Annotated in this window: 23 protein-coding genes and 1 pseudogene; 11 read left to right on the top strand and 13 right to left on the bottom strand. The window is 71.0% G+C overall.

The annotated features are described in order from the left end of the window. Positions 1 to 54 precede the first annotated feature (54 nt). The 3 genes from xylA (at position 55) to O3W51_RS29870 (ending at position 3538) form a co-directional block, all read left to right on the top strand. The gene (gene xylA, locus O3W51_RS29880) at positions 55 to 1224 is read left to right on the top strand and encodes a xylose isomerase (protein ID WP_138352174.1); all 1170 of its coding nucleotides are present in this window, start codon (positions 55 to 57) and stop codon (positions 1222 to 1224) included. Between the two features lie 162 nt (positions 1225 to 1386). After that, a complete protein-coding gene (locus tag O3W51_RS29875) occupies positions 1387 to 2820 on the top strand; it encodes an ABC transporter permease (RefSeq protein ID WP_198357040.1) in 1434 nt (477 codons plus the stop codon). Between the two features lie 31 nt (positions 2821 to 2851). Beyond that, entirely contained in the window at positions 2852 to 3538 is a 687-nt protein-coding gene (locus O3W51_RS29870) for an ABC transporter ATP-binding protein (protein WP_198357039.1), read from the top strand. 136 nt (positions 3539 to 3674) lie between these two features. Here O3W51_RS29870 and O3W51_RS29865 read toward each other — a convergent pair whose 3' ends face one another. From O3W51_RS29865 to O3W51_RS29835, 7 genes are all read right to left on the bottom strand, one after another. Next, entirely contained in the window at positions 3675 to 4880 is a 1206-nt protein-coding gene (locus tag O3W51_RS29865; RefSeq protein WP_198357038.1) for a Shedu anti-phage system protein SduA domain-containing protein, read from the bottom strand. Positions 4881 to 4912: 32 nt separating this feature from the next. After that, positions 4913 to 5284, bottom strand: coding sequence for a hypothetical protein (locus O3W51_RS29860; RefSeq protein ID WP_307811150.1), 372 nt, complete (start codon positions 5282 to 5284; stop codon positions 4913 to 4915). 112 nt (positions 5285 to 5396) lie between these two features. After that, positions 5397 to 5786, bottom strand: a complete 390-nt coding sequence (locus tag O3W51_RS29855; protein ID WP_138352169.1) for an Imm7 family immunity protein — start codon at positions 5784 to 5786, stop codon at positions 5397 to 5399. Positions 5787 to 5792: 6 nt separating this feature from the next. Next, entirely contained in the window at positions 5793 to 6410 is a 618-nt protein-coding gene (locus O3W51_RS29850) for a DUF3885 domain-containing protein (protein WP_232484664.1), read from the bottom strand. Beyond that, positions 6403 to 7098 carry a peptide-methionine (S)-S-oxide reductase MsrA gene (gene msrA / locus O3W51_RS29845; RefSeq protein WP_138352168.1) on the bottom strand — a complete coding sequence of 232 codons (696 nt, stop codon included), beginning with the start codon at positions 7096 to 7098 and terminating at the stop codon, positions 6403 to 6405. The genes O3W51_RS29850 and msrA overlap by 8 nt, the downstream gene beginning before the upstream one ends. Before the next feature lie 70 nt (positions 7099 to 7168). Further along, the gene (locus O3W51_RS29840) at positions 7169 to 8227 is read right to left on the bottom strand and encodes a hypothetical protein (RefSeq protein WP_138352167.1); all 1059 of its coding nucleotides are present in this window, start codon (positions 8225 to 8227) and stop codon (positions 7169 to 7171) included. A gap of 4 nt (positions 8228 to 8231) precedes the next feature. Continuing rightward, positions 8232 to 9797, bottom strand: a complete 1566-nt coding sequence (locus O3W51_RS29835; RefSeq protein ID WP_138352166.1) for a M48 family metalloprotease — start codon at positions 9795 to 9797, stop codon at positions 8232 to 8234. Positions 9798 to 9908: 111 nt separating this feature from the next. Here O3W51_RS29835 and O3W51_RS29830 point away from each other — a divergent pair, with 111 nt between their 5' ends. Beyond that, the gene (locus O3W51_RS29830; RefSeq protein WP_138352165.1) at positions 9909 to 11072 is read left to right on the top strand and encodes a cystathionine gamma-synthase; all 1164 of its coding nucleotides are present in this window, start codon (positions 9909 to 9911) and stop codon (positions 11070 to 11072) included. A gap of 81 nt (positions 11073 to 11153) precedes the next feature. Here the strand turns inward: O3W51_RS29830 and O3W51_RS29825 are convergent, their stop codons facing one another. From O3W51_RS29825 to O3W51_RS29815, 3 genes and pseudogenes are all read right to left on the bottom strand, one after another. Further along, positions 11154 to 11399 carry a hypothetical protein gene (locus tag O3W51_RS29825; protein ID WP_232484663.1) on the bottom strand — a complete coding sequence of 82 codons (246 nt, stop codon included), beginning with the start codon at positions 11397 to 11399 and terminating at the stop codon, positions 11154 to 11156. Positions 11400 to 11575: 176 nt separating this feature from the next. Beyond that, positions 11576 to 12040 (bottom strand): annotated as a pseudogene (locus O3W51_RS29820) (sigma factor-like helix-turn-helix DNA-binding protein); the annotation flags it as partial. Positions 12041 to 12148: 108 nt separating this feature from the next. Beyond that, a complete protein-coding gene (locus O3W51_RS29815; protein ID WP_138352162.1) occupies positions 12149 to 12670 on the bottom strand; it encodes a MarR family winged helix-turn-helix transcriptional regulator in 522 nt (173 codons plus the stop codon). 132 nt (positions 12671 to 12802) lie between these two features. Here O3W51_RS29815 and ilvA point away from each other — a divergent pair, with 132 nt between their 5' ends. The 3 genes from ilvA to O3W51_RS29800 all read left to right on the top strand — a co-directional run bounded on the left by ilvA (position 12803) and on the right by O3W51_RS29800 (position 16051). Next, on the top strand, positions 12803 to 14029 hold the full coding sequence (gene ilvA / locus O3W51_RS29810; protein ID WP_138352161.1) for a threonine ammonia-lyase: 1227 nt from the start codon (positions 12803 to 12805) through the stop codon (positions 14027 to 14029). A gap of 199 nt (positions 14030 to 14228) precedes the next feature. After that, positions 14229 to 15197, top strand: coding sequence for an ATP-binding cassette domain-containing protein (locus tag O3W51_RS29805; protein ID WP_138352160.1), 969 nt, complete (start codon positions 14229 to 14231; stop codon positions 15195 to 15197). Beyond that, entirely contained in the window at positions 15197 to 16051 is an 855-nt protein-coding gene (locus O3W51_RS29800) for an ABC transporter permease (RefSeq protein WP_138352159.1), read from the top strand. Before O3W51_RS29805 ends, O3W51_RS29800 begins: the two co-directional genes overlap by 1 nt. Before the next feature lie 104 nt (positions 16052 to 16155). Here O3W51_RS29800 and greA read toward each other — a convergent pair whose 3' ends face one another. Both greA and O3W51_RS29790 read right to left on the bottom strand, forming a co-directional pair. Further along, positions 16156 to 16662, bottom strand: coding sequence for a transcription elongation factor GreA (gene greA, locus O3W51_RS29795; protein WP_138352158.1), 507 nt, complete (start codon positions 16660 to 16662; stop codon positions 16156 to 16158). 132 nt (positions 16663 to 16794) lie between these two features. Beyond that, positions 16795 to 17205 (bottom strand): DUF4307 domain-containing protein, encoded by a 411-nt coding sequence (locus O3W51_RS29790; RefSeq protein ID WP_269287767.1) that lies wholly within the window; start codon positions 17203 to 17205, stop codon positions 16795 to 16797. 115 nt (positions 17206 to 17320) lie between these two features. On the opposite strand from O3W51_RS29790, the gene mca reads away from it, so the two are divergent. Both mca and O3W51_RS29780 read left to right on the top strand, forming a co-directional pair. Continuing rightward, the gene (mca, locus tag O3W51_RS29785; protein ID WP_138352156.1) at positions 17321 to 18193 is read left to right on the top strand and encodes a mycothiol conjugate amidase Mca; all 873 of its coding nucleotides are present in this window, start codon (positions 17321 to 17323) and stop codon (positions 18191 to 18193) included. A gap of 6 nt (positions 18194 to 18199) precedes the next feature. Beyond that, positions 18200 to 18487 carry a hypothetical protein gene (locus tag O3W51_RS29780; RefSeq protein ID WP_203674270.1) on the top strand — a complete coding sequence of 96 codons (288 nt, stop codon included), beginning with the start codon at positions 18200 to 18202 and terminating at the stop codon, positions 18485 to 18487. Positions 18488 to 18586: 99 nt separating this feature from the next. Here O3W51_RS29780 and O3W51_RS29775 read toward each other — a convergent pair whose 3' ends face one another. Then, a complete protein-coding gene (locus O3W51_RS29775; RefSeq protein ID WP_417791499.1) occupies positions 18587 to 21766 on the bottom strand; it encodes a tetratricopeptide repeat protein in 3180 nt (1059 codons plus the stop codon). Positions 21767 to 22276: 510 nt separating this feature from the next. Here O3W51_RS29775 and O3W51_RS29770 point away from each other — a divergent pair. Then, positions 22277 to 22705 (top strand): hypothetical protein, encoded by a 429-nt coding sequence (locus tag O3W51_RS29770; RefSeq protein WP_198357037.1) that lies wholly within the window; start codon positions 22277 to 22279, stop codon positions 22703 to 22705. 246 nt (positions 22706 to 22951) lie between these two features. Then, positions 22952 to 24988: a thioredoxin domain-containing protein gene (locus tag O3W51_RS29765; RefSeq protein WP_138352152.1), complete on the top strand. Its 2037-nt coding sequence runs from the start codon at positions 22952 to 22954 to the stop codon at positions 24986 to 24988. Positions 24989 to 24994: the final 6 nt, after the last annotated feature.

Here is a 24994-nt window from a genome sequence, read left to right as displayed (position 1 = left end):
CGCGGTCCTCGCATACTAATTTGTTCAACGGTCTTACGAATAGGAGCCGGCGCCATGAGTCTCACCCCCACCCCCGAGCACAAGTTCACTTTCGGCCTCTGGACGGTCGGCTGGCAGGGCCGCGACCCGTTCGGTGACGCCAGCCGCCCCGCCCTCGACCCGGTCGAGTCCGTCACCCGGCTCGCCGAGCTGGGCGCGTACGGCGTGACGTTCCACGACGACGACCTCATCCCGTTCGGCGCCACGGAGGTCGAGCGCGAGACGCACATCAAGCGGTTCCGGCAGGCCCTCGACGCGACCGGCCTGGTGGTGCCCATGGCCACCACCAATCTCTTCACGCACCCGGTCTTCAAGGACGGCGCCTTCACGTCCAACGACCGTGACGTACGGCGGTACGCGCTGCGCAAGACGGTCCGGAACATCGATCTGGCCGTCGAGCTCGGTGCGCAGGTCTATGTGGCGTGGGGCGGCCGGGAAGGGGCGGAGTCCGGGGCGGCCAAGGACGTGCGGGTCGCGCTGGACCGGATGAAGGAGGCGTTCGACCTGCTCGGCGAGTATGTGCTGGGGCAGGGGTACGACCTGCGGTTCGCCGTGGAGCCCAAGCCGAACGAGCCGCGCGGCGACATCCTGCTGCCGACCGTGGGGCACGCGCTCGCGTTCATCAACGAGCTGGAGCACCCGGAGCTGGTCGGGGTGAACCCCGAGACCGGGCACGAGCAGATGGCCGGGCTCAACTTCACGCACGGCATCGCGCAGGCGCTGTGGCACGGCAAGCTCTTCCACATCGACCTCAACGGCCAGACCGGCATCAAGTACGACCAGGACCTGCGCTTCGGCGCGGGCAATCTGCGGGACGCGTTCTGGCTCGTCGATCTGCTGGAGACCGCCGGTTACGAGGGGCCCCGGCACTTCGACTTCAAGCCGCCGCGTACCGAGGACTCCGACGGCGTCTGGGCCTCGGCCGCCGGGTGCATGCGCAACTACCTGCTGCTGAAGGAGCGCGCCGCCGCGTTCCGTGCCGATCCGGTCGTGCAGGAGGCGCTCAGGGCGTCCCGGCTGGACGAGCTGGCCCGGCCGACGCTGGGGGAGGGCGAGACGCTCAGTGATCTGCTGGGCGACCGGGCGTCGTTCGAGGACTTCGACGTCGAGGCGGCGGCGGTGAAGGGCATGGCGTTCGAGCAGCTCGACCAGCTGGCGATGGACCACCTGCTCGGCGCCCGCTGACCTTTCTCATCCGGCTCTCAGTCCGGCCTCACCCGTTCATCACCGCTGGTTCCTACCGTGACGGCGCAGCGGGAGTACGAGGGACCTCCGATCCACTCGTACTTCCGCCGTCCCCATTCATCCCCCCGCATCCTGGCCGGGGTGGCAACGGCGAGGAATCGCATGTTCTTTACGTATCTCAGGCGCGAGCTGCGACGTCGCAGAAAGGCCGCGCTGGTCATCGCGCTGGGGCTGGCCCTCGGTATCGGGCTGGTCATCACCGTCAACTCGGCCTCGGCGGGGATGCAGGTGGCGCAGGGCAAGGTCCTGCAGTCCCTGTACGGCCTCGGGACCGATATGACGGTCACCAAGGCCGCCGCCGCGCAGGGCAGTACCGGGGCCACCGGGCGTCCGAAGTTCAACTTCGGTGCCACCACGGACTCCAAGGAGCAGAGCAGCGACCAGGTGATGGTGCAGGGCTTCGAGTCGCTGCCCAGCACGGTCGTGTCCCAGGTCGCCGGGCAGAAGGGGGTGGACGACGCCGTCGGCGGGCTGAGCCTGCGGGTGCTGAAGGTGAGCGGGCAGTTCGACTGGGGGCAGGTCAAGCAGGGCCAGACCACCGGCGGCGGGCGCGGTGGTGGCGGCGCGCAGCCGCCGAGTGAGGTGCAGGGCGGTGGCGCGCAGTTCGACGTCAACAACTACTCGGTCTACGGCGTGGACGTCGCCAAGCCGGCGCTCGGGCCGCTGACCTCCTCGAAGATCACCTCGGGTACGTCCTTCACGAGCGCGCAGTCCAACACCGCCGTGGCCGTCCTCGACAGCTCCTACGCCAAGGAGAACAAGCTCGCGGTCGGTGGCACGCTCACCATCAAGGCCGTCAAGTACAAGGTCATCGGCATCGCGACCGCCGACAGCGGCGACTCCGCCGCCAACGTCTACATCCCGCTGACGCAGGCCCAGACGCTGGCCGGCGCCAAGGACAAGGTCACCACGGTCTATGTGAAGGCCACGGACTCGCAGCAGATCGACGGCGTCAAGTCCGCCATCCAGAACAACGTCCCGGGCACGACGGTCACCACCTCCGCCGATCTCGCCTCCACGGTCTCCGGTTCGCTCGCCACCGCTTCCGACCTGGCGACGAACCTCGGCAAGTGGCTCTCCATCGCCGTGTTGATCGCCGCGTTCCTGGTCGCGGGACTGCTCACCTCCTCCGCCGTCAGCAGGCGCGTGCGGGAGTTCGGCACGCTCAAGGCGCTGGGCTGGAAGAGCCGCCGGGTCACCGGTCAGGTGATGGGCGAGGCCCTGGTCAACGGCCTCATCGGCGGCGTCCTCGGTATCGCGCTCGGCCTCGGCGGCGCGTACCTCATCACCGCCATCAGCCCGACGCTGACCGCGTCGGTCGCCTCCGGTGGCGGTGGTGGTGGTGGCTTCGGCGGCGGGCCCGGGCGGCAGGCCGCGACGAAGGCGCTGGACATCGCGCTGACCGCTCCCGTCAGCCTCGGCACCATCGGCCTGTCGGTCGGCCTCGCCGTCGCCGGCGGCCTCATCGCGGGCACCTTCGGCGGCTGGCGCGCCTCCAGGCTCCGCCCGGCGGACGCCCTGCGCCGCGTCGAATAGCCACCCACCTTCAGTCTCAAGGGAGTTGACCATGTACCAGCTGACCGGCGTCACCAAGCACTACCGACGCGGCAAGGACACCGTCGAGGCCCTGCGGGGTGTCGATCTCACCATCGAGGACGGCGACCAGCTCGTCATCCAGGGCCCCACCGGCGGCGGCAAGTCCACCCTGCTGCAGATGCTCGGCGCCCTCGACCGCCCGACCGAGGGCTCGGTGGAGTTCGACGGCGTCGACCTCGCCCGGCTCGGCGAGGCCAAGCTCACCAGGATGCGCGCCGAGAACATCGGCTTCATCTTCCAGAGCTTCAACCTCATGCCGACGCTCACCGCCCAGGAGAACGTCGAGACGGCCCTCGTCCCCATGGGCGTCAAGCCCGCGGAACGCCGCCGCCTCGCCGTCGAGGCCCTGGAGTCCGTCGGCCTCGACGAACGTCTGAGCCACCTCCCCTCCGAGCTCTCCGGCGGTCAGCAGCAGCGCGTCGCCATCGCCCGCGCCCTCGTCAAGAAGCCCAAGGTCCTCCTCGCCGACGAGCCCACCGGCAACCTCGACGAGGCCACCCGCGACGACATCATGGGCCTCCTCGAAGGCCTGTGGAGAGAACGCGGCCTGACCTTCATCCTCGTCACCCACGACTCCGCCATCGCCAAACGCGCCCCCCGCCTGGCAACCATCCGCAAGGGCCGCGTCACGGTGACGGAGCGGGTCCTGGCGACCTAGCCGGCTGTCGGGGCCGGGCCACCCGACGAGGGCCCGGCCCCGACACGGCGGTCGGCAAGGAGACCTCCGCGGCGTACACGAGCAGGTTCGCGAAGCGCAGCCATGGGAGCAGGTGCATGTTCAGTGGCGCGTACCTTCATTGCCAGCCGTCCAATGCACGCTCTGCGTTGTCGACCAGTTCCTTATAGGTCATGACCTCAACGCGACTGATGTGTGTGTTGAGGGTGCGGAAGGCCTCGTTGATCGCGTCTTCGGCAACAACGGGTTGCGCGGCAGGGTGTCCAATCAACACGAGTGCGCTTGCTCGCCGAGTCTCGATGCCCAGTTCATCTCGAATGCGGAGTCGGTGTTCATCCAAGCCGACAAGGTAGTTGACCGCTTGGCTCACTGCGTCGTGTACTTCGGCCGTCGGTACCCAGCACCCTCGGTGTTCCTTGACCAGGCGGCCGCGCAGGCTCATGGAACGCTTCAACTCGACGATATGTAGTGCGCCATCCCCGCGTATGAGGGGGATATCCACCTCGTCGCCTGGTACCAATCGGCGCTGGACCGCTTGGCTCGCGAACTGGCCACCGAAGATCCAGTGCTGACCGTCCAGCGCGCGTTGCAAGTCGAGCTCACTCGCCTCCGGATCCTCCACCACCTTGCGCAACGCCTTGAGATCCTTCCGACGCTTTTGAATCTCGGCGGCCCGGAGTAGCAGTTGCCCCTCCTCGTCCGCTGCCAAAATTGCCAAGGAGCCAGGAGACATCACGATGTGGCGGGCAGATTTCTCCGGATCTTCCAAATCGACTCTTTCGCGTAGGACTTGCTCCATCCACGCGGCCACCTCGGCAGAGCCACGGACTATTCGATACCGGCTGGGTTGCTCCTGCGACTGTTGCATGTAACGGGCGTCCCGGGCGACGGACCCTACGTGAGTAAGCACCTCGCTCGGGCTCGCGTCGGGATACTCGCTGAGGTACTGATCGCCGAGCTGAGCGAAGAAGGCAAGACTCGCGGCTATCGTTCGTGCCAGGAAGTCCTGGTGCGAGCTCAGCGGTTGTGTCGACCGTTGAAAGAGGCGGTATCGCTCTTCGAAGTCCGGTCGGAGGATCCGACCTTCCGCGTAGTCCAGAGAGTCTTGTATCAGTCGCACGATGTGCCACTCGTCTGCCGCTGCCGCTGCCGAGCGCACGTTCTTCAGTACGGTGACGAGTGCTTGGCCTCCTCTGCAGGGGACCTTTCCGCTGCTCATATGCTTGAAGACCGATGCAAGCGCGTCCTTGACGTCAGGATCGATGGCTTGCTCGGCCACGCGCTCCAGTTGCAACTTCAACGCGAAGTCAGATCTCACATCCATAGTCACGATTCTGGTGCCTGGCACTGACAGAATCAGCTTGCGTTGTACCTGCTGAAGATGTGGAGTGCCGCGTCGATCTGTGCTTTCGTGCGGTCGTCGGCTTCCCCTTCGAGTCGCACGAAGACGACGGAGGAACCAGGGTCGGCCGCGACCAGCAGGGTCAGCGGTATTCGGCCCGCCAACGGGTAGTCGTACCAGCCCCCGGGCCTCTCCACGTCCGTGCCTGGGAGGGCGCCCTCGATAGCCCCCCAGTCCGAGTCGTCGAAGCGGTAGCCCGAGAACTCCGCAACCGACTCGCAGAACGGCCGCAGATTGGCCTCATGGATCCAGCGGCCGCCGAAGATCGGATCGGAGCACGGAGGGTCGTCTGTCGGTCGTGACGACTCCGATGGGGATGGAAACACCCGTGCCTCCCGGCCCGCAGTACCCGTCAACGTTGCGGTCAAGGTACCGCTGGTCGTCCGGATCGCGAGGGTCGTTGGCGGTGGTGCGGGACAAGCGCAGCCGTGATCGTGGTCACGGATCTTCGATGGTGGGCCGGACGGGGGACAGGAACGGGTCCGGTCGCTCGGTGAGGGCGCCGCGGGCGAGGCGGTGGACTCGGAAGGCGTTGGGGTTCTGCGGGTCTTCGTCGTCGTACGTGTGGAGCAGACCGTAGGAGCCGGGCGCGATGCGGCCGACTTCCGTGAACAGGTCGATGATCTCCGGGCCGTGCAGTCCGGAACGGTTGGGGTGGCCGGCGATGTGCAGCATCCAGCGACCGTTCATCGCGCGCAGGTCGGCCAGGTAGGGACTGTCCATGCGATCGAGGAGTGTCCGCACCTGGCCGAGGAACGCGTCGCAGGGAGTCTCGTCCTCGGGGTCGGGACTCCCTACGAGCGTGATCCAGCCGTGGTACTCGAACACGTCGTCTCAGCAGCCTGAGGGATGGCTGGACAGCCAGTTCCTGTGCTCGTCGCGTAGGGCGTCCCGCTCCTGGGGCGTTGCCAGGATGACGTCGGCCCCGCCGTCGTAGGGGTGGTGGATCCGGCGGAGATCCGTATCGGTTACGAGCACGCCGGCCAGTTCGTCATCCGCCACGTGCCGGAGCAGCGTGTCGATGCAGCCGCTCTGCCATGGTCGTCGGCTGACGTAGAGGTGGGTGTGGACGTCGGAATCGAGATCGGGGTCCTCCGCGTCCGTGAGCGTGGTCCAGCGGGAGGCGCCGTGGTCCGCGTCGCGGCGGGTTGCGGGGTGCTCCGCTTCGGCGGGAGGAACCGACCAGGCCGTGGTCACCACGTACACGTCTCTGCCGACGAACAACCCGTCCAGGACCGTGTTGTACCGGTCCAGGACGGTGGTGTACTCGTGCTCGTTCTCCGGGTAGCGCTTCCCCCCGGGGAGGCTGTGGAAGCGCACCCACCGGTCGTTGTAGACGCTTCGTAGTCGGTGCGCGACCGGCGGGCCCAGCGGCCGTCTTTCCCGCCACAGCGCGGACAGGGCTTCGCTGTCGAAACCGACATCCGCGCCGGGCGGGAGTGGGTCAGCCATCTGCCGGGGCGATTCCGGTCGGGCAGGAGCGGCCCCAGTTCGTCTCCGAGGGGGAGTCCAGGTTGACGCCGGTGCCGCCGATGCCGCAGTAGCCGTCGGGGTTCTTGTCGAGGTACTGCTGGTGGTAGGGCTCGGCGGGGTAGAAGGGGCCGGCCGGGAGGATTTCGGTGGTGATGTCGCCGTAGCCGGCCTTGGTGAGGATCTGCTGGTAGGCGTCGCGGGAGGCCTGGGCGCCGGTGAGCTGGTCCGGGGAGTGGGTGTAGACCGCGGAGCGGTACTGGGTGCCGGAGTCGTTGCCCTGGCGGTTGCCCTGGGTGGGGTTGTGGGACTCCCAGAAGACCTTCAGCAGCTCGGCGAAGGACACCAGCGCGGGGTCGTAGACGACGCGGACGGCCTCGGTGTGGGCGGTGAGACCGCTGCAGACCTCGTCGTAGGTGGGGTTCGGGGTGTGGCCGCCCTGGTAGCCGACGAGGGTGGTCCAGACGCCCGGGGTCTGCCAGAACTTGCGCTCGGCGCCCCAGAAACAGCCCATCCCGAAGTCCACGACCGCCAGATCGGCGGGGTACGGGCCGGTCAGCTGCTTGCCCAGCACGGTGTGCCGCGCGGGCACGTCGAATTCCGGCTCCGGGCGGCCCTTGAGGGCCTCGTCGGCGGAGGGCAGGTGGTTCTTGTGGCGGTTCAGGAACATGGGGGTTACTCCTCCGGGGTCGGCTCGCTCTGAGAGAACGTATGGACGGCCCGCGGGATTCCGTGCGGGTTCATTTCGCCCGCTGGAGTGCCTTCCGGATCGCCTTGTTCCGGGTGGCGACGAAGAACTCCGCGGGATCCACCTGGTAGCGCCAGGGGAGGGCGTCGATCCAGCCGTCGACCAGCCGGAACTGCTCGGCGGACTCCTGGAAGCGCCCCTGCTGATACAGGAAGAACGCGAGGAGGTGCCGGGCCTCGGGCAGCTGGGGGTGGTCCGCGCGGGCGGCGGCCACGTCGGCCAGCAGGGCGTCGACCCGGGCGAGCAGGTAGGGCGCCCGGTATCCGGCGCGCTTCACACCCTGCAAGCCGCCGTGCTCGTACCAGCTGATCAGCGGCAGAGCCTGGAGCAGGCTGCCGAGGGGAGCGCCGGCCGCGGCGTCGGCGGCGAAGCGGTTCGCCAGCTCTCCCGAACCGCACCACTTCGCGCACAGGTACTGCAGCACCGAGCTGTGGGCGAGGAAGTGGTGCGGGGCACGCTTGTCGACCTCCGTCCACATCAGGTGGAAATCGTGGTGGGAGTATCCGAAACCGATCCCGACCCAGAGTTCCGGCATTCTCGCGCAGGGGTCCTCGGGCGCCAGCTGCACGGCGCGGAAGGCCGCGGCCCGTGCTCGGGTCAGCAGGTCGAAGAACCCCTGGAACTCCTGCGCGCTGGTGTACCGCGCGTAGTGGCCCCCGCGCCTCTTCCAGGCCAGGTCGACCAGTCCGTGCGCCTCGACGAGTGCCGCGGTGGGGTCGTCCGGCCGTTCTGCCTGCCAGGCCTTCAACGAGGTGTTGTCCCAGGCGGCGAGCTTGCCCAGCCGCTCGGCCCGGTAGGCGCGGAGATCCCAGTCGTCGCCGGTGTCGGCGAGCAGCTGGGCGGCGGGCTGCCAGTCGCCGGCCCGCCCCGCGGCCAGGGCGACGTCCAGCACCGGGTCGGGGCCCGGGCGGGTCGTGTCCTGCTGATCCTTCGGCACCAGGCCGGGCTCGGGCGGCCGGCTGACCGCCCTTCTGGTCATGAACCGGTGGTACTGCCGGCGGAGCCTGGGGCTCAGCCCGAGCACGAGGAAGACAAGCAAGGCTACTGCCATGGACTCAGGGCTCCTGGATGAGGGGAAGTGCGCCGGCCAGGAGCTCGCGCAGCGGCCCGGTGTCGGGGTCGTCGGTGACGGCGGCGTCGAGGGCCTCGGGGAGGGCCTCGTCGTAACCGTCGGGGAGGGTGAGGCGGGCGGGGGTGGACCAGGAGAGCGTCCAGTCGGCCTTGCCGGCGTCGGCGAGGGTGACGCAGGTCAGCATGGACAGGCCCGAGCGCAGCGCGGGCCGCGCGAATTCGCGGGCCGCGCGGCCGGTGACGGCGGCGGCTTCGGGGGATTTGGGGAGCCGGTCGGCGATGGCCCACAGCCGGCCGGCGTCGATGGCGTCCAGGATCTCGTCGAGGCTCGCGAGGCCGCGCTCCGCGGCGTGACCGGCCCCCGCCGCGGCCTGCTGGAGCGGCCGCGCGCCAGCCCGGAAGGTGGCGAGCCCGGCCTGGCTCGCGAGGGCTTCCCAGCTGACGTGCCGCATCCTTGCCGCGCCGGCCGCGAGCGTCGCGGTCTCCAGGGCGGCCAGTACCCCGTCCGGGTCGCGCAGCAGGGTGAGGGCGGACGGTGCGTCGGGATCGTCGCGCACACCGTCGTCGGGGAGCGCTTCGAGCAGGCGGACGCGTTCGGCGATGGGCGGGTGCGAGTCGTAGGGGGAGTGCTCCGGCTCGGGGAGTTCCGCCCGCAGTCCCGCCAGCTCGGTGCGGCGGTCCGGGTCGGCCAGCAGATGCCGCAGCCCGCCGTAGAACTCGCCGGTGGGCGGGAGCAGTTCCACGTCCCAGCCGAGGGTCGCGTAGCGGCTGACGTAGAAGTCGAAGGCGGCGTCCAGGACCGGGATCTCGCGCAGTGCGCCGGCCGCCGCGTCGCGGCCCACGATGCGTGCGGCGGCGCGGTCGGCGGCGAGCTCCTGGCGGCGGCCGACGGACTGGGAGGCGCGCATGTAGAGCTTGGCGTAGCCGGTGTAGATCCTGGCCAGCACCGCGTGCGAGGCGCTGTCGTTCGCCGCGGCCTGTACGTGGAAGGACTCGATGGTACGGACGACGCTGTCCCGGCCGCGCATGGTGATGCCGGCGAGGCGGGTGTCGCGGTTGCTGTAGTGGCCGAGTTCATGGGCGAGGACGGCGCGCAGGTGGGGGACGCCGAGCCCGGTCATGAGCGGTACGCCGAGGAACAGCCGGCGCCGTCCGGGCAACAGGCCCAGCAGATGGGCGCGCTCCGAGACACCCGCGTTGACCTGGCCGGTGAGGGTGATGTCACGGGGCGGGCGGGTGCCGGCCTGCCGCGCGAGGTCACGCACCTCGGCCCACAGCTCCGGCTGCTGCGTGTCGTCCACGGTCAGCCCCGGGGGGCCCTCGTCGCCCTTGCCGCCGCGGAACATGAACACTCCGCGAATGATCGGGAAGGTCAGCAGCAGCGGCACCACGAGCAGCTTGCCGAGGAAGAGCAGGGCGAGGTGCCCCTGGAAGGACTCGTAGACGATCACGCCGAACACTCCGGCCAGCACGGCCAGCAGGCCGGTACTGAGGACGTAGAAGCCCGCGAGCAGCACGAGAGCGCGCAGCGCGCGCAAGGTTGCGCCCATTGAAGAAGGTCCCCCCACAGGACAAGAGTTCGAACTCGAAGCGGGATCATACGGCGTGGGGCAGCACCCGGACCAGGCGGTTACCGGGCCCGGGCGACTACGCTCGGCGGAATGAGCGACCACGACCAGCAGCACCAGAATTTCGAAACCCTCGCGATCCACGCCGGTCAGGCGGCGGACGCCCAGACCGGCGCCGTGGTGACGCCGATCTACCAGGTGTCGACGTACAAGCAGGACGGAGTGGGCGGGCTGCGCGGCGGCTACGAATACAGCCGCTCCGCCAACCCGACCAGAACCGCGCTGGAGGAGAACCTCGCGGCACTGGAAGGCGGCCGGCGCGGGCTGGCCTTCGCGTCCGGGCTGGCGGCGGAGGACTGCCTGCTGCGCACCATCCTGTCGCCCGGCGACCACGTGGTGATCCCGAACGACGCGTACGGCGGCACGTTCCGCCTGTTCGCCAAGGTCGTCGAGCGCTGGGGCGTCCAGTGGTCGGTGGCCGACACGTCCGACCCGGCGGCCGTGCGGGCGCAGCTGCGGCCGAACACCAAGGCGATCTGGGTCGAGACCCCGTCGAACCCGCTGCTCGGCATCACGGACATCGCGGCGCTGGCGGAGATCGCCCGCGGCGCCGGCACCGGCGTGCGGCTGGTGGTGGACAACACGTTCGCGAGCCCGTACCTGCAGCAGCCGCTCGCGCTCGGCGCGGATATCGTCCTGCACTCGACGACGAAGTACATGGGCGGGCACTCCGACGTCGTCGGCGGCGCGCTGATCACCGGTGACGCGGCGCTCGGCGACGAGCTGGCCTACCACCAGAACGCGATGGGCGCGATCGCCGGGCCGTTCGACGCCTGGCTGGTCATGCGCGGCATCAAGACGCTGGCGGTGCGCATGGACCGGCACAGCGCCAACGCCACCCGGATCGCCGAGATGCTCCAGTCGCACCCGAAGGTGTCGCGGGTCCTGTACCCGGGGCTGGCCGAGCACCCGGGGCACGAGATCGCCGCGAAGCAGATGAAGGCGTTCGGCGGCATGATCTCGTTCCAGGTGAACGGTGGCGAGGAGGCGGCCGTCGCGGTGTGCAACCGCGCGGGCCTGTTCACGCTGGGTGAGTCGCTGGGCGGCGTCGAGTCGCTGATCGAGCACCCGGGCCGGATGACGCACGCCTCGGTGGTGGGCTCCGCGCTGGAGGTCCCGGCGGACCTCGTACGGCTCTCGGTGGGCATCGAGTCGGTCGACGACCTGCTGGCGGACCTGACCCAGGCGCTCGGCTGATCCGTCCGAACCGGCTGATCCGTCGCTGTGGGCACCTGGTGCCCGAGCCGTCGTGAGGGCACCTGGTGGCCGGCCGAGCCGCTACCAGGTGTCCACCGGCGGCGTGGTGTCGAGCGGCTGCGGGTCGGGCCACTCCAGCACCGCGAACACCACGCCCGTCACGATCGCCGCGACGAGCAGCAGCCACAGCAGCTGGTGCACGAAGCGGCGCCGCCGCAGGATGCGGCGGCCGCGCTCGGCGGCCCGTTCCGCCAGGTCGGCGGGGACGTAGGGGTGCGGGGTGTCGAGGACCCGGCGGACCTCCTCCTCCTTGCGGTCCGGGGGCATCACGACGCCGCTCCCTGGATCTCGTCGGCCGCGGAAGAGCTCTCGGCCGGAGTGTCCGACGAGGACGCCGATCCCCCCGCCGATCCCCCGGGCGGACCCCCCGCCGATCCCCCGGGCGGACCCCCCGGCGGGTTCTCGCGCGAGTTCTCCGACGCGGCCTGTTTCCTGGCCTTCTCCGCCGCCGCACGGGCCTCGGTCACCGACCGGGCGGGAGCCGGCGCCGGGCGGCTGCGCAGGGTGGCCGTGGCACGGTTGCAGATGGCCCGTACGCGCTCCACAGGCAGTCCCAGCTGCGCGGCGGCCTGTTCCTCGGCGACGCCCTCGAACAGCCGCAGAACGACCACCAGCCGCTCCTGGGCGGTGAGCCGGTCCAGCGCCCCGCCGTGCGGCCGGCGCCACCAGGGCCGGTACGCGAAGCGCCGTACGAGCTCGGTGCGGGCCTGGTCGTACGGGTCCTCGGAACGCATCCGGAACCAGTTCGCGTACGTGTGCGCCAGGACGGTTCCCAGCAGTTTCTCGGCCGCGGCCGGGTCACCGGTGAGCAGGGTGGCGGCGTGCAGAAGCCGTCCTGCCGCTCCTGCGGTGAACGCCTGAAACTCGACGTCCCGTTGGTACTCCGCTGCCGCCCGGCGCGTGCCCACGCCGCCAGTGGACGTCAAGCAGGCGGTTCAGGTCAAGAGCTCTGCGGGTGCGGGGTGCGCGCGGCGGCCGGGCAGGACCGGCTCGAGCGCCGGCCCGGGCGTCGGGACCTACTCGTCGGCCGGTCCCGACTGCACCGTCGTCGCGTGCCACTCGGACAGCGCCAGGTTGAAACGCCCGAGCAGATCGCAGAACATCTCCCGCTCGTTCTCGCTCCAGCCCTCGGTGACCTGGGCCATCAGCTGCTTCCGGGAGCTGCGGACCTCTTCGAGCCGGCCGAGGCCGCGCGGCGAGAGGGCGAGCACGACGGCGCGGCCGTCCTCGGGGTGCGAGGTGCGCTTGACGAGGCCGGTGTCGACGAGCGGCGCGACCTGGCGGGTGACGGTGGAGGAGTCGATGCCCATGCCCTCCGCGAGCGCCTTCACGCCCATCGGGCCTTCGCGGTCGAGCCGGTTGAGCAGCAGGTAAGCGGCCCGGTCCATGGAGTTGCGGGCCTTGCCCACACCGCCGAGGCGGGTCTGCTCCGCGCGCCGGGCGAAGAGAGCGACCTGGTGCTGGAGCCGCTCGAAGAGTTCGGTGGGCCCCTCCTCGTCGAGGGGGGGAGAGGAGGGCGACTCCGATGGATTGGGCATGGCCGGAAGCTCGCGTTCTGTCGGTCCTGCGGAGGTTGGGAGAAGAGTACGCGGAGAGGGTCACCATGAGACCCATCCCGCACAAACCGTGCTCCGGCGGTGACACGGGACCGGAACTGGGACACTGGGCGCATGGACAGAGCGGCGCCCGCAGTACCCCACCCGATCACGCTCGACGACGTGCGCGGGGCCCACAAGATGCTGTCCGGGGTGGCCAGGGTGACCCCGATGGAGGGCAGCCGGTACCTCACCGGTCTGGTCGGCTCCCCGGTGCATCTGAAGTGCGAGAACCTGCAGCGCACCGGCTCGTTCAAGGTGCGCGGCGCGTATGTGCGGATCGCCGGCCTGACGCAGGAGGAACGATCCGCCGGGGTCGTCGCCGCGAGCGCCGGCAACCATGCGCAGGGCGTCGCGCTGGCCGCGTCACTGCTCGGTGTGCGGTCCACGGTCTTCATGCCGGTGGGCGCACCGCTGCCGAAGATCGCGGCGACCCGCGACTACGGGGCCGAGGTGCGGATGCACGGACAGGTGGTGGACGAGACGCTGCGCGCCGCCAAGGCGTACGCGGAGGAGACCGGCGCGGTCTTCATCCACCCCTTCGACCACCCGGACATCATCGCGGGCCAGGGCACGGTGGGCCTGGAGATCCTGGAGCAGTGCCCCGAGGTGCGGACGATCGTGGTCGGCATCGGTGGCGGCGGGTTCGCCGCGGGTGTCGCGCTGGCGGTGAAGGCGCTGCGTCCGGATGTGAAGGTGATCGGCGTGCAGGCGGCGGGCGCGGCGGCGTATCCGCCCTCGCTGGCGGCCGGCGAGCCGGTGGCGCTGGGCGCGGTGGCGACGATGGCCGACGGGATCATGGTCGGCCGGCCCGGCGACATCCCGTTCAAAATCATTCGCGAACTGGTCGACGAAGTCCGTACCGTTTCCGAGGACGCTCTTTCCAGCGCGCTGCTGCTGTGCCTGGAGCGGGCGAAGATGGTCGTGGAACCGGCCGGGGCGAGCCCGGTGGCGGCGCTGCTGTCCGATCCGGACTCCTTCGAGGGCCCGGTGGTGGCGGTGCTGTCCGGGGGGAACGTGGACCCGTTGCTGATGCAGCGGATCCTCCGGCACGGGATGGCCGCGGCGGGCCGCTATCTGTCCCTGCGGCTGCGGGTGACGGACCGTCCCGGTGCGCTGGCGACGCTACTGGCGGTGTTGTCAGAGGCGGACGCTAACGTCCTGGACGTGAGCCACGTGCGGACCGACCCGCGGCTGGGACTCACGGAGGCGGAGGTCGAACTGCACCTGGAGACCAAGGGGCCGGAGCACTGCGAGGCGGTCGAGGCCGCTCTGCTGGGGGCCGGCTACATGGTCATCTGACGTCCGCTCCGGGCCGAGGTGCCCGAAGATTTCGGGAGCCCTGGTCTTGACGCGATATATCGCATGCGCCATGCTCGCGATGTGTCGCGTTTGGACTCTGTGTGTGCGGGCCCGGACGCCGGCCGAAACGGGTCGCGGCCGCCCGCGAACCTCGCGAACACCGACACCAGAGACCTATCCCCGGATTGGGAGTAGTCACATGCCAGGCGCGATCTACGCCGAAGGTCTGGTCAAGACCTTCGGTGACGTACGGGCATTGGACGGAGTGGATTTCGACGTCCCGGAAGGCACGGTTCTGGGACTGCTGGGCCCGAACGGCGCCGGCAAGACCACCGCCGTACGGGTTCTCACCACCCTGCTGCAACCGGACAGCGGCAACGCCGTCGTGGCCGGTATCGACGTGCTCAAGCACCCCAACGAAGTCCGCCGCCACATCGGCCTGTCCGGCCAGTTCGCGGCGGTCGACGAGTATCTGACCGGCCGTGAGAACCTCCAGATGGTCGGCCAGCTCTACCAGATGAAGAGCCGTGACGCGAAGCTCCGCGCGGCCGAACTGCTGGACCGCTTCAACCTCGCGGACGCGGCCGACCGGCCCACCAAGACGTACTCCGGCGGCATGCGCCGCCGGCTGGACCTCGCCGCCGCGCTCGTCGTCAAGCCGCCCGTGATGTTCATGGACGAGCCCACGACGGGCCTGGACCCGCGCAACCGGCAGGTCATGTGGGAGGTCATCCAGGACCTGGTGGCCGGCGGCACGACCCTGCTGCTCACCACCCAGTACCTCGAAGAGGCCGACCAGCTCGCGCACGACATCTGCGTCATCGACCACGGCAAGGTCATCGCCCGCGGCACCTCCGACCAGCTCAAGGCGCAGACCGGCGGCGAACGCGTCGAGGTCGTCGTCCACGAGCGGGAGCGGCTCGCCGAGGCGGAGGGCGTCCTGCGCGGCTTCGGCAAGGGCGACACCAAGACCGAGGATCACACCCGCCGGATCACCGTCCCGGTCGACGGCGGTGCCAAGCTGCTCGCCGAGGTCATCCGCGATCTCGACGCCCGGGGCATCGAGATCGACGACATCGGGCTGCGCCGCCCGACCCTGGACGATGTGTTCCTCTCGCTGACCGGCCACGAGGCCGAGGTCGCCGCACCGGAAGAGGAGGCCAAGTGATGGCCGTCATCGACGCGAAGCCCACGACCACGCTCGCCCCGCGGTCCGGCGGCGGGGTCATGCAGTCCGTCCGGGACTCGCTGGTCATCGCCAAGCGCAATCTGATCCGGATGACCCGCATCCCGGAGATGATCATTTTCGGGCTGATCCAGCCGATCATGTTCGTGGTGCTGTTCACCTACGTGTTCGGCGGCTCCATGAAGGTCGGCGGCAGCACCGACCCCAACACGTACAAGGAATTCCTGATGGCGGGCATCTTCGCCCAGACCGTCACCTTCGCCACGGCGGGCGCCGGCGCGGGCATCGCCGACGACATGAACAAGGGCCTCATCGACCGCTTCCGGTCACTGCCCATGTCGCGCGGCGCGGTCCTCACCGGACGCACCCTCGCCGACCTGGTGCAGACGATGCTGACCGTCGTCGTGCTGGCCGTCGTCGCCCTGATCGTCGGATGGCGCGTCCACGAGGGCATCCCCAAGATGCTCGGCGCCTTCGGGCTGCTGCTCCTGCTGGGCTACGCCTTCTCCTGGATCGGCGCGCTGATCGGCCTGTCGGTCCGCACCCCGGAGGCGGCCACCTCCGGCGGTCTGATCTGGCTGTTCCCCGTGACGTTCATTTCCAACGCGTTCGCGGACACCACCAACATGACGCCCTGGCTGCGCCACATCGCCGAATGGAACCCGTTCAGCGCCACGGTGCAGGCCTGCCGGCAGCTGTTCGGCAACCCGGGTGTCTCGCAGTCCAGCGCCTGGCCGATGCAGCACGCCGTGTGGGCGTCGCTGCTCTGGTCCGTCCTGATCCTCGTGGTGTTCCGCACCCTGGCGGTGCGCAAGTACCGCTCCGCGACCGCCTGACCCGGACGACCGCCTGACCTGACCCGTAACGCAGAACGGGCTCCCCGCCGTACCCACGGCGGGGAGCCCGTTCTGCGGTGTCCCGGAAGGTGTGTCCCGGAAGGTCAGCCGCGGTGCGGCTTGACCGAGAGGATCTTCACGGAGGACTTCTTGCCGTTCGGCAGCTCGTAGACGGCGTCCTCGCCGGCCTTCTTGCCGCTCACGCCCTTGCCCAGCGGGGACTGCGGCGAGTACGTCTCCAGGGTGTCGCTCACGTACTCACGCGAGCCCACCAGGAAGGTCATGGTGTCGTCCGGGTCGCCGTCGAAGGCGATCGTCACGACCATGCCGGGCGCGACCACGCCGGTGTCGGCCGGCGCCTCGCCGACCTTGGCACGCTCCAGCAGCTGGGTCAGCTGGCGGACCCGCAGCTCCTGCTTGCCCTGATCCTCGCGCGCCGCGTGGTAGCCGGCGTTCTCCTTTAGGTCGCCCTCCTGGCGGGCTTCCTCGATCTTGGCGATGATCAGAGCGCGTGCCGGACCCGACAGGTACTCCAGCTCGGCCTTCAGCTGGTCGTACGCCTCCTGGGTCAGCCAGGTGACGCTCTCGCTGGTCTGGCTGGTCTGGGTCACTGGTGCTCCTCGTAGGTACTGCGTGGGACTGCGTCGAGTGCCTTGCCATCGCGTGGCCGGGCGAAACCTGGAGCTTAACAATTCCGGCACCCACACGGGAGCGGGAAATCGTCAGTGTGTCGTCGTGGCAGGTCAGCCCTGGTCCGCCGGCTTGCAGCCGAGCAGCTCAGCGGTCTCCCCGCGGTGGGTGGTCCGCATGGTGACCACGGTATCGACCTGCTTCTTGCGGTCGCGCATGGTCACGTCCATGCGTCCCACCTCAGTGTGGTCCTTGTCCACCGAGCGCAGCGTGCACACGGCGACCGTTCCGGCGTCCTTACGGACCTCCAGATGGATTTCCACGGCCTGGTCCGAGACGGCCCGGGACTTGATGACCTCGCCGCTCACGTCCGTGCCCGCGACCGAGTGCCAGCCGAACCAGCCGACCCCGCCCAGTGCCAGCACGCCCAGCACCAGGCCGATGATCTTCAGTCGCCGGTCGGCCCGCGCATCGGCGCCGCGTCCGTAGCGCCCTTCGGGCAGCCCCTCGCGCACCGCAGCCATGATCGTTCCTTCCGGTGGGGGCCATGGAATTAATTGCCCCCTCGCTTCGGTCACTATAGGAGGCGCCCTTTACATGGAACGAGGGGGCTACTACCGATGACTAGAGGATCCAGCCTTGACTGAGCAGCTGCGACTGATGGCCGTCCACGCCCACCCTGACGACGAGTCGAGCAAGGGCGCGGCCACCATGGCCAAGTACGTGTCCGAGGGGGTGGACGTACTGGTCGCCACCTGCACCGGCGGAGAACGCGGCTCGGTGCTCAACCCCAAGCTCCAGGGTGACCCTTATATCGAGGAGCACATCCACGAGGTCCGCGCCAAGGAGATGGACGAGGCCCGCGAGATCCTGGGCGTCAAGCAGTCCTGGCTCGGCTTCGTCGACTCCGGCCTTCCCGAGGGCGACCCGCTGCCCCCGCTGCCCGACGGCTGTTTCGCCGTGCAGGACGTCGAGGAGGCAGCCGGCGCCCTGGTGAAGCTGATCCGTGAGTTCAAGCCGCAGGTGATCACCACCTACGACGAGAACGGCGGCTACCCGCACCCCGACCACATCATGACCCACAAGATCTCCATGATCGCCTTCGAGGCGGCGGGCGACCCGGAGCGCTACCCCGAGGCCGGCGAGCCGTGGACGCCGCAGAAGCTCTACTACAACCAGGGCTTCAACAAGGCACGCACCGTCGCCATGCACGAGGCGCTGCTCTCCCGCGGCCTGGAGTCGCCGTACGCGGAGTGGCTGGAGCGCTGGAAGCAGTTCGACCGCCCCGAGCGGCAGATCAGCACCCATGTGCCCTGCGCCGACTTCTTCGAGATCCGTGACAAGGCGCTGCTCGCGCACGCCACCCAGATCGACCCGGACGGCGCCTGGTTCCACGTTCCCATGGAGATCCAGCAGGAGGTCTGGCCGACCGAGGACTACGAGCTCGCCAAGTCGCTCGTGGACACCTCACTGCCCGAGGACGACCTCTTCGCGGGCATCCGCACCGCCTAGCGCACAATGGGTACCGTGATTGCCTCCCACGCACTGACCCAGTACGTCCCGCTCGCCGCTCAGGAGCTGGACAACAACAAGGTGACGCCCGGTCTCATCGGCTTTGTGATCTTCGCGGCGATCGCGCTGTCGCTGTGGGCGCTGATGAAGAACATGGGCAAGCAGTTCAAGAAGATCGACTTCGAGGAGGCCCCGGACCCCGCTGCGGCGGCCCCGAAGCCGTCACGGGGTCTGCGGGCACACCGGGAGGCGCAGGCCGCCGCCCGGGCCTCCCAGGACAACCCGGCTTCGTAACGCGCCCAGGCGTCCCAGGACCACCAGGCTTCGTCACGCGCCCGGGCGCCGGCCGGGCCGGCCGCACACCGGCCCGGCGGGCGCTCCTGCCTGCGGCCCTCAGGGCGCCGCCGGCAGCAGGTCCATGACCATGCGCGCGGAGCGCCGCGGCATCATGCCCAGCCGCCACGCCTCCCAGCTGCCGCCGTGGGTGGCCGTACCGCGCTCCAGCAGGACGGTGTAGGCCTCGGCGTACTCCTCCAGATCCGGGTCCCGGCCCGGGTAGTGCGCGGCCAGCAGGGCGCGCAGCGTGTCGGCGGCCTGCCCGGCGCCGTCGTCGGACAGCAGGGGCTGGACGGTGCAGCGGAGGAACACCGCCCAGTCCTGGCCGCGCCGGTCGCCGAGGCCGTGGAAGAGCTCGCGGGCCTCGTCCAGCAGCGTGAGGGCCTCGACGAAACGGTTGTTCCCGGCGTCGATCACGGCGAGCTCCAGGCAGGACCAGGCCTCGCCGTGCTCGACGCCGATCCGCCGGAAGTCCTGCCGGGCGTCCTGGAGCAGCTGGCGGGCGAAGCCGCTGTTGCGGAGGTTGCCGGTGCGGACGGCCCGCTGGTCGCGGGTGACCCGGGCCGAGTGGTGGCGGGCGCAGGCCAGCCCGTACACGTCCCGTATCCGGCTGAACATGGAACGGGCCCGCTCCAGGGTGCGCAGCGCCTGGTCGCCGTTGCCGGACTCCTCCAGCGCGTGCCCCAGGTAGTACAGCGTCCAGGCCTCGCCGCGGGCGTCCTCGCAGGCCCGGTGGCGGACGAGTGCCTCGTCCAGTTCGCGGGCGGCCTCCTGGGCGTTGCCGCGCTGGAGGGTGGCGCGGGCGAGCTGGGTGCGGGTCCACGCGGCGCCGCGCGGGTCGCGGGTCAGCGCGTAGCACTGGCCGGCGCTGCGCAGCTCGGCCTCGCCCTCGTCGACCGCGCCGAGCCGCAGATGGACCTGCCCGAGCTGGAGGTGGGCCCAGGCCTGCCCGCTGACGCTCTCGTTCTGCCGGTGCAGTTCGAGGGATTCCAGGAGCAGCGGCAGGGCCTTGCCGAGCTGGCCCATGTCGCGCAGCACGGCCGCCAGCGCGTGCTGCGTCCACGCCCGGTCCTCGCCGAGCTCCGGTGCGGCCTGCAGCTCCAGGGCCTCGCGGAGCTTGCTCTCCGCCTCCCGCAGGCTGCCCTGGTGGTGCAGGGTGATGCCGAGGCTGCCGAGCGCGCGGGCGGCGCCCGCCGGGTGCTGCGCCTCGAAGTACAGGTCGACGACGGAGCTGAGGGTGGAACGCGCCTTGTCGAGTTCGCCGAGCTGCCGGGCCGCGATGCCGGTGCGCCACTGCACCGACCGCACCAGGATGTTCTGCTCCTCGTCCGGGGCGGCCTTGGACGCCTGCGCCAGCTCGCTGATCTCCCCGAGCCGGTACAGGTCGCCGCGCAGCAGGCAGTAGTCGCACAGCGCGCCGAGCAGGGCCTGGACGACGGTGCGGTCCACGCCCTCGGCGTGCCGCAGCGCGGCGGTGATGAAGCTCGACTCGTCGTCGAGCCAGCGCAGCGCCATTTCGAGCGAGGCGAAGCCGTGTGCGCCGAAGCGCCCGGCCCGGGTGGACGTCTTGCCCTCGACGAGGCGGATCACGGCGTTGGCCAGCTCGGCGTAGCTGCGGATCAGCCGCTCATGGGCGGCGGCGCGCTCGGCCGGGTCCTCCTCGTCGAGCAGCCGCGCGTGCGCGAAGCGGCGTACGAGGTCGTGCGGCCGGTAGCGGCTGCCGCGGATGTGCTCGATCAGTCCGGCCCGCGCCAGCTCCTCCAGCCGGCGGCCGGCCTCCTGCTCGTCGGTGGCCAGCAGTGCGGCGGCGGCCGCCGCGCCGAAGCTGGCCCGCCCGGCGAGCGCGAGCCGGCGCAGCAGCCGCCGGGACGGCTCGGGCTGGTCGTGGTAGCGCAGCGCGAGGATCCGCTCGACGGCCTCCTGCGGGCCGTAGGCCTCCAGGTCGGCGGCGAGTCCGGCGGCCGTGCCGTGCTCCTGCAGCGCCGCGCCGGCTATCCGCAGCGCGATCGGCAGACCGTCGCACAGGCCGCGCAGCCGCTCGGACTCCACCGAGGTGGGCTCGGGCGCCTTCGCGGTCCTGGCCAGCTCGCCCAGCAGCTCATGGGTGTCGGCGGCGCCGAGCGGGCCGACGGGCAGGCTGTGCACCCACGCGTTGGGCAGGTCCAGGGAGAGCGGCTCGCGGGCGGTGACCAGCACCAGCGCCTCGGACCGCTCGGGGACCAGCATCCGCACCTGTTCGGCGTCGGAGGCGTCGTCGAGCACGATCGTCACCGGCGTGCCCGTCAGATGCTTCTGGTACTGGTCGGCGAGCCGCCGCAGATGCTGCTCGTGGTTGGGGCGCTCCCGGAACAGCAGCTGCTCGCGGGGCGCGCCGAGCCGGTTGAGCAGGTGCAGCAGCGCGTCCCGGGTCGGCAGCGGGCGTTCGTCCAGGGCCCCGCCGCGCAGGTCCACCACGCACGAGCCGCGGAACTGGTCGCGCAGCTGGCGGGCGGCGCGCACCGCGAGGGTGGTCGCCCCGGCGCCGGCCGGTCCGTGCAGGACGACGACGGTCGGCTTGCTCTCCGTGGACACCCGGGCCTGGTGCACCCACTGCGCGATCTGCGCGACCTGCTTGCGGCGCCCGGCGAACGGGCCGTCCGCGGAGGGCAGTTGGCCGAACGACTGCTCCAGCACGGCCCGGGTCCTGGCTGCGGCGCTGCGGTCGGTGCGGCGCGGCGCCGGAACCTGGTGCCGGCCGTTGGCCGTGGCGGGGGAGGCGGCCCGGGAGGAGGCGGACTCCGCCGTCGCCCGGCTCCGGTGCTGTTCGAGGAAGGGCCGGATGCCGCGCTGCTCCACCGCGTCCAGCCAGCGCAGCCGGTACGGGGCCGGGTCGTCGGCCGCCGCGGGGGAGTCGGGAAGGGGCGTGGCCGTGCCTCTGAGTCCGACGGCCACCGCTCCGACCGCCCCGGCGGCCAGCCCGGTGGTGAGGGACGCCCCGGCCGACAGGTTCTGGCCGATGACGTCCACCGCGAACGCCGTCACCCCGACCGCGCCCGCGGTGATCGCGGCGGTGGTCACCGTCCCGCGCGGGAACCGCCCGGCGAACCCCGGCTGCCCGGCGGGCCCGTCACCGGTGGCGCGCAGATACAGCGCGTACTCCCCGGCGGCCTGCGCCATGATCTCGTCCAGCGAGGCCAGCGCCCGCTGCAGCAGCCGCTCCGCGTCCGCCGGCGTACTGCCGCGTGCCTCCTCGACCACGGCCAGCTTCAGCCGGCTCTCGACCTCCGCCCGGTCCCTCCCGGACGGTTTCGCCGGCTCTGGCGCTTCTTTCAAGGTGCTCCCCTTCGCGGTCACTCACCCGTCACCGGCGTCCTCCGGTGGGTCTCGCGGGGCGGAGCCGGGCAGGAGGTGGATACCCGGCCGATCCACTCAGCCGCTCCACCTCTCCTTACCTCGGGTGGCGGGCCGACAACCCTGTTCCCGTGTGCGGGCGCGGGAGTTGGCGAGCCGTCAGCGGTGACCCGGGCCGGGCGGCAGCCGTGCTGCGCCGGGTGTCTCTCCCCAGCTCAGAACCTGCTCAACCGCTGCTCACTTGGGTTCGCGACCGTCCGGCCGGGGCCGCGGCGGTGTTTGACTGCGCAGGTGTCGAGCGAGAGGGGCGGACCCCGCCATGGCTGACCAGCCTTCTGTGAGCGTCGGCGGTGGTCGCTGGCCGAGTCCGGGGGCTCCCCGCCGGCCCCCGGCGACTCGCCGGCCGGCGCGGGCATCGTGGACGGCGCCACGCTCTACCTGCGCGACCACCGGGACGGCGAGTGGGGCGAGCTGACCGTCACCGACCTGGACGAACAGGTCACCGCGGCACGTGAGCACGGCGGTGTGTGGAGCGCCCGGCTGCGCGCGCAGGCGGTGCTGGGGGCAGGCCTGCTGGTGACCGTCGTCGCCGCCGGGTGGCTCGGGGCGCGCCGGTCGGCCGGTCCCGCCGTGCCGCTCTTCGTCTTCGCCGCGCTCGCGTCGGCGCTGCTCGCCTGGTACGCGACCCGCAAGAACTGGCCGCTGCCGGGCGCGGTCCGCCAGCTCCTGGCGCTGTCGGCCTGCCCGCTGCCGGCCTGCGCCGGACTGGGCGCACCGCTGCACGGGCCGGTGGCCACAGAGCCTGATGCCGTGCGCACCGGCCCTCCCGTGGCCCTATGGCCCTGACATCGCCTCAACCCGGCCTGAACTGAGGTTTCTTCACTCACACAGTTGGGTGCGCCGCCGGCGGAAGCAGGGATTCCGCGAGTGGTCAGGAGCACGGAGCCGGGCAGGAATCCGTCATGGTTGCGTAAGTATTGTTCACGGGCTCCGGATCAACAGGGCCTGGCGTGAGGGCCGGCGCGCCAGGCGTCGGACGGTCCGGGATTTCGTGCCGCGCCACCGGTGGCCCCGCGTGGCAGAGTGGGTGCCGTGAACCGACTCGGCACCGCGACATCGCCCTACCTCCTGCAGCACGCCGACAACCCCGTGGACTGGTGGCCGTGGGGCGCGGAGGCGTTCGCCGAGGCCCGTGAGCGCGGGGTACCGCTGCTGCTCAGCGTCGGTTACAGCAGTTGTCACTGGTGCCATGTGATGGCGCACGAGTCGTTCGAGGACGAGACGGTCGCGGCGTACCTCAACGAGCACTTCGTGCCGGTGAAGGTGGACCGCGAGGAGCGGCCGGACGTCGACGCCGTCTACATGGAGGCGGTGCAGGCGGCGACCGGGCAGGGCGGCTGGCCCATGACGGTGTTTTTGACCCCCGACGCCGAGCCGTTCTACTTCGGCACTTACTTCCCGCCCGAGCCGCGCCACGGCATGGCCTCGTTCCAGCAGGTGCTGGAAGGCGTGCACGCGGCCTGGCGGGACCGCCGGGACGAGGTGGACGAGGTCGCCGCGCGGATCGTCAAGGACCTCGGCGAGCGGCAGAGCGCCTACGGGGCGTCGGTGACACCCGGCGCGAAGGAGCTGGACGCCGCGCTGGCCGGTCTGGTCCGGGAGTACGACGCCGACAACGGCGGCTTCGGCGGGGCGCCGAAGTTCCCGCCGTCCATGGCCGTGGAGTTCCTGCTCCGCCACCACGCCCGCACCGGCTCCGAGGACGCCCTGCGGATGGCGGCCGACAGCTGCGAGGCGATGGCCCGCGGCGGCATCTACGACCAACTGGGCGGCGGCTTCGCCCGGTACGCGGTCGACCGCACCTGGACCGTGCCGCACTTCGAGAAGATGCTCTACGACAACGCGCTGCTGTGCCGCGTCTACGCGCACCTGTGGCGCTCCACCGGCTCGGAGCTCGCGCGCCGCGTCGCGCTGGAGACCGCCGACTTCATGGTGCGCGAACTGCGCACGCACGAAGGCGGGTTCGCGTCCGCCCTCGATGCCGACAGTGATCGCGCGGACGGGACGCACGCCGAGGGGGCGTTCTACGCCTGGACGCCCGCGGAGCTGCGCGAGGCGCTCGGCGAGCAGGACGCGGCGTTCGCCGCCGCGCACTTCGGCGTGACGCCGGAGGGCACCTTCGAGGAGGGCGCCTCCGTACTGCAACTGGCGGCGGACGGTGCGCCCGGCGACGCGGACCGTGTCGCGTCGGTCCGCGAGCGGCTGCTGGCGGCGCGCGAGGAGCGGCCGCGGCCCGGCCGTGACGACAAGGTCGTCGCCGCTTGGAACGGCCTGGCCATCGCGGCGCTCGCCGAGACCGGCGCCTACTTCGACCGCCCGGACCTGGTCAGGGCCGCCCTGGACGCGGCCGACGTGCTGGTGCGGGTCCACATGGACAACTCCGGCCGCCTCGCCCGCACGTCACGCGACGGCGTCGCCGGTGACAACTCCGGGGTGCTGGAGGACTACGCGGATGTCGCCGAGGGCTTCCTCGCGCTCGCCGCGGTCACCGCCGAGGGCGTCTGGCTGGACTTCGCCGGGCTGTTCCTCGACTCGGTGCTGCACCACTTCACCGCCCCCGACGGAACGCTCTACGACACCGCCGACGACGCCGAGGCGCTCATCCGCCGTCCCCAGGACCCCACCGACAACGCCACCCCGTCCGGCTGGACGGCCGCCGCCGGGGCGCTGCTGTCGTATGCCGCCCACACCGGGTCGAGCGCCCACCGCGAGGCCGCGGAGCGCGCCCTGGGCGTCGTGGGGGCGCTGGCGCCGCGGGCGCCGCGCTTCATCGGCTGGGGGCTCGCCGTCGCCGAGGCGGCCCTGGACGGCCCCCGCGAGATCGCCGTGGTCGGAGCGCCCGACGATCCGGCCACCGCCGCCCTGCACCGGACGGCACTGCTGGCCACCGCCCCCGGCGCCGTGGTGGCGCCCGGCGCGCCCGGCAGCGACGAGTTCCCCCTGCTGCACGAGCGCCCGCTCGTCGGGGACCGCCCGGCCGCCTACGTCTGCCGGCACTTCGTGTGCGCCGCCCCGACCACCGATCCGGCCGCACTGGCCGCGTCGGTGGGAAACACGCCCGGAGCGTGAGACCGC

The sequence above is a fragment of the Streptomyces sp. H39-C1 genome (genome assembly GCF_027158125.1).
Classification (GTDB): Bacteria; Actinomycetota; Actinomycetes; order Streptomycetales; family Streptomycetaceae; genus Actinacidiphila; species Actinacidiphila fildesensis.
This window is presented reverse-complemented; position numbering and strand designations above follow the sequence as displayed.

What these genes read in the sequence shown, in the direction of transcription:
- msrA (WP_138352168.1), bottom strand. Translation starts at nt 7,098, where the DNA reads ATGTTCCTGAACCGCCACAAGAACCACCTGCCCTCCGCCGACGAGGCC.
- O3W51_RS29835 (WP_138352166.1), bottom strand. Translation starts at nt 9,797, where the DNA reads ATGGGCGCAACCTTGCGCGCGCTGCGCGCTCTCGTGCTGCTCGCGGGC.
- O3W51_RS29870 (WP_198357039.1), top strand. Translation starts at nt 2,852, where the DNA reads ATGTACCAGCTGACCGGCGTCACCAAGCACTACCGACGCGGCAAGGAC.
- O3W51_RS29815 (WP_138352162.1), bottom strand. Translation starts at nt 12,670, where the DNA reads ATGCCCAATCCATCGGAGTCGCCCTCCTCTCCCCCCCTCGACGAGGAG.
- O3W51_RS29780 (WP_203674270.1), top strand. Translation starts at nt 18,200, where the DNA reads ATGGGTACCGTGATTGCCTCCCACGCACTGACCCAGTACGTCCCGCTC.
- O3W51_RS29830 (WP_138352165.1), top strand. Translation starts at nt 9,909, where the DNA reads ATGAGCGACCACGACCAGCAGCACCAGAATTTCGAAACCCTCGCGATC.
- O3W51_RS29850 (WP_232484664.1), bottom strand. Translation starts at nt 6,410, where the DNA reads ATGGCTGACCCACTCCCGCCCGGCGCGGATGTCGGTTTCGACAGCGAA.
- O3W51_RS29825 (WP_232484663.1), bottom strand. Translation starts at nt 11,399, where the DNA reads ATGCCCCCGGACCGCAAGGAGGAGGAGGTCCGCCGGGTCCTCGACACC.
- O3W51_RS29865 (WP_198357038.1), bottom strand. Translation starts at nt 4,880, where the DNA reads ATGGATGTGAGATCTGACTTCGCGTTGAAGTTGCAACTGGAGCGCGTG.
- O3W51_RS29790 (WP_269287767.1), bottom strand. Translation starts at nt 17,205, where the DNA reads ATGGCTGCGGTGCGCGAGGGGCTGCCCGAAGGGCGCTACGGACGCGGC.
- O3W51_RS29805 (WP_138352160.1), top strand. Translation starts at nt 14,229, where the DNA reads ATGCCAGGCGCGATCTACGCCGAAGGTCTGGTCAAGACCTTCGGTGAC.
- ilvA (WP_138352161.1), top strand. Translation starts at nt 12,803, where the DNA reads ATGGACAGAGCGGCGCCCGCAGTACCCCACCCGATCACGCTCGACGAC.
- O3W51_RS29875 (WP_198357040.1), top strand. Translation starts at nt 1,387, where the DNA reads ATGTTCTTTACGTATCTCAGGCGCGAGCTGCGACGTCGCAGAAAGGCC.
- xylA (WP_138352174.1), top strand. Translation starts at nt 55, where the DNA reads ATGAGTCTCACCCCCACCCCCGAGCACAAGTTCACTTTCGGCCTCTGG.
- O3W51_RS29840 (WP_138352167.1), bottom strand. Translation starts at nt 8,227, where the DNA reads ATGGCAGTAGCCTTGCTTGTCTTCCTCGTGCTCGGGCTGAGCCCCAGG.
- O3W51_RS29800 (WP_138352159.1), top strand. Translation starts at nt 15,197, where the DNA reads ATGGCCGTCATCGACGCGAAGCCCACGACCACGCTCGCCCCGCGGTCC.